At 54.8% G+C, this 3,687-nt stretch carries 5 protein-coding genes; 1 reads left to right on the top strand and 4 read right to left on the bottom strand.

Features of this window, described 5'->3' with window-relative positions:
• Nucleotides 1-138 precede the first annotated feature (138 nt).
• Nucleotides 139-249 carry a DUF4113 domain-containing protein gene (locus tag APH36_RS32975; RefSeq protein ID WP_223625718.1) on the bottom strand — a complete coding sequence of 37 codons (111 nt, stop codon included), beginning with the start codon at nucleotides 247-249 and terminating at the stop codon, nucleotides 139-141.
• 397 nt (nucleotides 250-646) lie between these two features.
• On the opposite strand from APH36_RS32975, the gene APH36_RS29420 reads away from it, so the two are divergent.
• Entirely contained in the window at nucleotides 647-1,222 is a 576-nt protein-coding gene (locus APH36_RS29420) for a hypothetical protein (RefSeq protein ID WP_023048442.1), read from the top strand.
• 116 nt (nucleotides 1,223-1,338) lie between these two features.
• Here the strand turns inward: APH36_RS29420 and APH36_RS29415 are convergent, their stop codons facing one another.
• The 3 genes from APH36_RS29415 to APH36_RS31975 all read right to left on the bottom strand — a co-directional run bounded on the left by APH36_RS29415 (nucleotide 1,339) and on the right by APH36_RS31975 (nucleotide 3,470).
• Entirely contained in the window at nucleotides 1,339-1,704 is a 366-nt protein-coding gene (locus APH36_RS29415; RefSeq protein ID WP_029886627.1) for a histone-like nucleoid-structuring protein, MvaT/MvaU family, read from the bottom strand.
• Between the two features lie 1,094 nt (nucleotides 1,705-2,798).
• Nucleotides 2,799-3,017 carry a hypothetical protein gene (locus APH36_RS29405; RefSeq protein WP_023048444.1) on the bottom strand — a complete coding sequence of 73 codons (219 nt, stop codon included), beginning with the start codon at nucleotides 3,015-3,017 and terminating at the stop codon, nucleotides 2,799-2,801.
• Between the two features lie 312 nt (nucleotides 3,018-3,329).
• Nucleotides 3,330-3,470 carry a hypothetical protein gene (locus APH36_RS31975; protein ID WP_023048445.1) on the bottom strand — a complete coding sequence of 47 codons (141 nt, stop codon included), beginning with the start codon at nucleotides 3,468-3,470 and terminating at the stop codon, nucleotides 3,330-3,332.
• Nucleotides 3,471-3,687 lie beyond the last annotated feature (217 nt).

The raw sequence follows: 3,687 nt of genomic DNA, 5'->3' as shown, positions 1-3,687 counted from the left end.
TAGGGGTGGGGCGGCAATTCCACCCCCTCTCTTGCTGGGCTTGCCCAGTTTACTGCTCAGCAGTACAGCGGCTCTGGAGTTCATTAGCCGCTTTTTTCTGTGTTCGCTTCGCGCTGCATCAATCGAGCAATCGCGTGATCAATTACAGAACATCATCCATAGCTCATCTACCCGTGTAGTGAGGCTTTGGCTCATCATTTCCCGGCGCATATCCCATGACGAGTCGACCGGGACGCTCGCCAGACGCATCGTCACCCTACCCATCATCCATTCACCGCATCAATTACGCCCATGAGCTTTTTGCTCGCGGCGAGGCTACGAACAGGTCACCCGTTATTTCGTTCGGATGGTTCAGGTCGAGCAACAACACTCGCGCCTTACTGGCTCGAAGCATTGCCAGCAGGTTCGTGCCTGGCCGATACCCGTCGACGCGAGACGCAGCGCTGTAGCTTGACCAGACGAAGTGCCTAGGTCTAAACTAAGTCTGTACCTCACCTGCTTGCGAGTAAGCTAAAACGGTATTTTTACACGTTGTGCAGCTACGCCACCTAATATGGCACTTCCCTATTCAGGCTGACAGCACGCTTAAATACTCGTCATGCTCCATCGAGCAATCTGTCGGCTGCCTGACTTAGGAAGCTACGCCATGTCTGACAAAAAAAACCCTGATGTAATTGACGCTGCAGTCGAGTTTTTACGTGAGTATTACCGTGCTCGTGGAGAAGACATTCGGCCAGCCCATGCCCATGCTGCGGTTTCTCATTACCTCGGCTACAACAGCAAGATCGCCCTCAAAAGCGATTCGTTCTTCGACTCGACCGACGTTGACCTGCTCAACTACAACGAAACGGGTATCCAGAAGCTTGTCGAATGCGTCCCCCGCATGAAGCCAAATCCACTGCAGCGTCTCGACCTCGAACGTGTTGGCCGAGTCATCTATGCGGGCTTGGCGCCGGCATGCGAGTGCTGCAACGAAAAATCGATTGACATCACCCCCCTTGGTTACGAGGAACGGGAACCTGATGGTTGGGTCTGCCAGGACTGCGCGTCCAGGTATGAAGAAGACTACGCATTCTGCAGGTTCTGTGGGGAAGACTACATCTACCGCGCAGCCGACATTAATCACCGTGGGGAATGCCCGGAACATAACGGTGAGTCTGTCTATGACGAGGAAGAAGAGGAGGACATGGATTCCCTCGCAGAGTACCTCCAAAACCACTGAGTAGCTCGGCTGTAGATAGGGCCCCGGAAGGCTTAGGTCACCGGGGCCTTTACGTATCCAGCTTCAATCCAACCTCTGCAACTATGAGCATTGCACTGAAGTCGGTTATCAAGGAATTAGCGAGACGACCAGGTCTCGACAGTGTCGCTACCGTACTCGGCTTTCCATTCTTTCAGCAGCTTATGATTGCCGCCTTTGGTTTCAATGATCTCCCCGTTATGCGGGTTCTTGTACTGCTTTACTTGGCGGGCGCGGCGCGGAGCCTTTTCAGTAATGGCCGGAGCAGCACGTCGGCTCGCCTGCGGATCCAGCACGTTGATGACGTGACGCAGATTGAAGCCGTATTCGGCGAGCAGGTCACGCAGTTTGGTCTCAAACTCGATTTCTTTCTGCAGCTCAGAGCTGCCCTTGAGCGCTTCGAGCTCAGCTAGTTGGGCGGCGAGTTGTTGCTCGAGTTGACGGAACTCAGCTAGGCGAGACATAGGTAATCCTTGATGCGATTAGTAGGAAACAGACTGACATACTAAACTATCAATGGCTATTTTGTTTGCCTCCACATAGCGCTTGCCCGCCGAGAAGCTCATCCATGGCAACGAATGCCGCCCACCGATTCGAGTCGATCTCTCCCGTAAAGATCTCGCTGAAGGCAGCCTTGTGATGGTAAGCACTGCAGCATTCCGTAAGTCCAGCATTAATCGAGAGCTCTGCTCGCCGGGGGGGGTATCCCATGCCGTCAATCGCGTACAGGTTAGCTCGGGTAGCAGCTGGGAATGGGGTGTGCGGTGTTTCGCTATACCCTGTTTCCGCCCACGACATCGTAGCCGGCCATGCCCTTATTATCGGCGCCAACGGAGTTCTTGTTAATGAGCAAGGCGCACCCATCAGGTTTCAAACCGAGGCAGAAATGCATCGGGTATCTAACCGGTGTTTTGGTGGAGCTCCACGTGCTTGTGCTGACCTTGTGAGGCGAGATTGGGAAAGGGTGTTCGCGAAGGATGCTGATCAATGACCAGCAACGATAATTGAGCGTGCCCCTACCGGGGACGGCTGTCGTAAATCGAGCCCAACAGGGCTCGGCCCGGTGGGCTTCCATCCTCACACCTCCGCCATCCTGGCTGCGCGCTCCGCTTGCTCATGAAGTGCGTAAATCTACGCAAAGTGCGCTAGCCCTTTCGATCCCGAGCCGCTCTGTGACGCTCAAGGTGGGTCATTTCCTGTTGCCACTTTGAAAGGAACTTCAGCCAGTCGTGCAGATAGCCGCCCTCAGCTACACGGGTTGAACCGTAGCTTGCACACAAGAAGCGCTCACGCCACGGCTCCGGTATAGCGTCGTCCCGCACGATGGATGTCCCAATCGGATGGGGCTCAGCAGTCACCTGATTGGAGATCTCTTCAACGCTGAGAATTCGCAGTGACCCGAGTGAAGGTCGCTCCTGCTGATCTATCTCATCCAACACCCTCAAAACGCATAGTGCTCTTGGATCACCAGGGTCTAGGTGAGCCAATATCCATAATGCTCTCCGACGGCGGTTTTCAAGGAAGTGGAGCGAATCATCACTGGCCATGGCTTCATTTCTTAGTGAGGCTTGCGACCGAGCCCGCCTTCATCGGCAAGCATCCGCTCGACGAATTCGATGGACATCTCCAGCTCGCCCTCGGCTTCCTTCAAGACCGACTCGAGAGATGGGTGAGCAGCGGAAGCGCGGAGCTTTGCAATTAGTTCCAAGAGCTCTCGGCCTTGGGCCATGGGCATTTGTATGCTGCAGTACACGGTGTCCTTCGCGTCTCGACTCATAAGTGCCTCCATCAGAATTTGTCTTGCCCGGGCGCGCCCTCGCGGGCCGGCTGGCGTGAACCGAGCCACCTTTCGGCGTCTCGGCCCTTCGGGCTTTCATCCTCGCGCCTGCGCGCTCTGCTTGCCTCGCATCCATGTCAGCATATCAGCTTCAGGAGTTCGACCTGGGCGATTGCTCTCTAAGAAATCGCCCTTAAAATTGGGCACTCCCATTTTAAGGGCATGCTCTTAACATACTGATTTAAATTGATATTTCTTAGAATTTTCCTCTCGCTTCCTTGACCACTCCAGCGTCATGGTCTTCATTTCTTGTTACCCCCAGGAGAGAAATAGCCATGAGATCAGCACCTCTTTTCTACCCGGAAAGGTGGTGAGCTTGCCGATGAGTTCCTCCCTGACGAAGAAGGTGTTTTTCAGCTTGCTGGCATCGCCGCGCTCGTAGTCAAAGGGCACTCATTCATCATCACTAGGTACGGGAAACCCCACCTGTTCATGGACGCACCCGAGCAGTGCAACAAGCCTCAGACTTAGGGGAGAGCCAATGATGATCAAAGAGTCGACCCTCGCAGCCGTTGCGGTCAGCGTAGTTTGCGACCGTTGCGGCCAGACTTGTCCTTCTGATGACGGTCATCCACAGCACGCCGTGCTGAGCGCGGCGTGGAAATCAGGC

It is taken from the genome of Pseudomonas sp. NBRC 111133 (genome assembly GCF_001320605.1).
Taxonomy (GTDB): domain Bacteria; phylum Pseudomonadota; class Gammaproteobacteria; order Pseudomonadales; family Pseudomonadaceae; genus Aquipseudomonas; species Aquipseudomonas monteilii.
The sequence above is the reverse complement of the archived record's forward strand: the minus strand, read 5'-3'. Positions and strand labels throughout refer to the sequence as shown.

What these genes read in the sequence shown, in the direction of transcription:
- APH36_RS32975 (WP_223625718.1), bottom strand. Translation starts at nt 249, where the DNA reads ATGCGTCTGGCGAGCGTCCCGGTCGACTCGTCATGGGATATGCGCCGG.
- APH36_RS29420 (WP_023048442.1), top strand. Translation starts at nt 647, where the DNA reads ATGTCTGACAAAAAAAACCCTGATGTAATTGACGCTGCAGTCGAGTTT.
- APH36_RS29415 (WP_029886627.1), bottom strand. Translation starts at nt 1,704, where the DNA reads ATGTCTCGCCTAGCTGAGTTCCGTCAACTCGAGCAACAACTCGCCGCC.
- APH36_RS29405 (WP_023048444.1), bottom strand. Translation starts at nt 3,017, where the DNA reads ATGAGTCGAGACGCGAAGGACACCGTGTACTGCAGCATACAAATGCCC.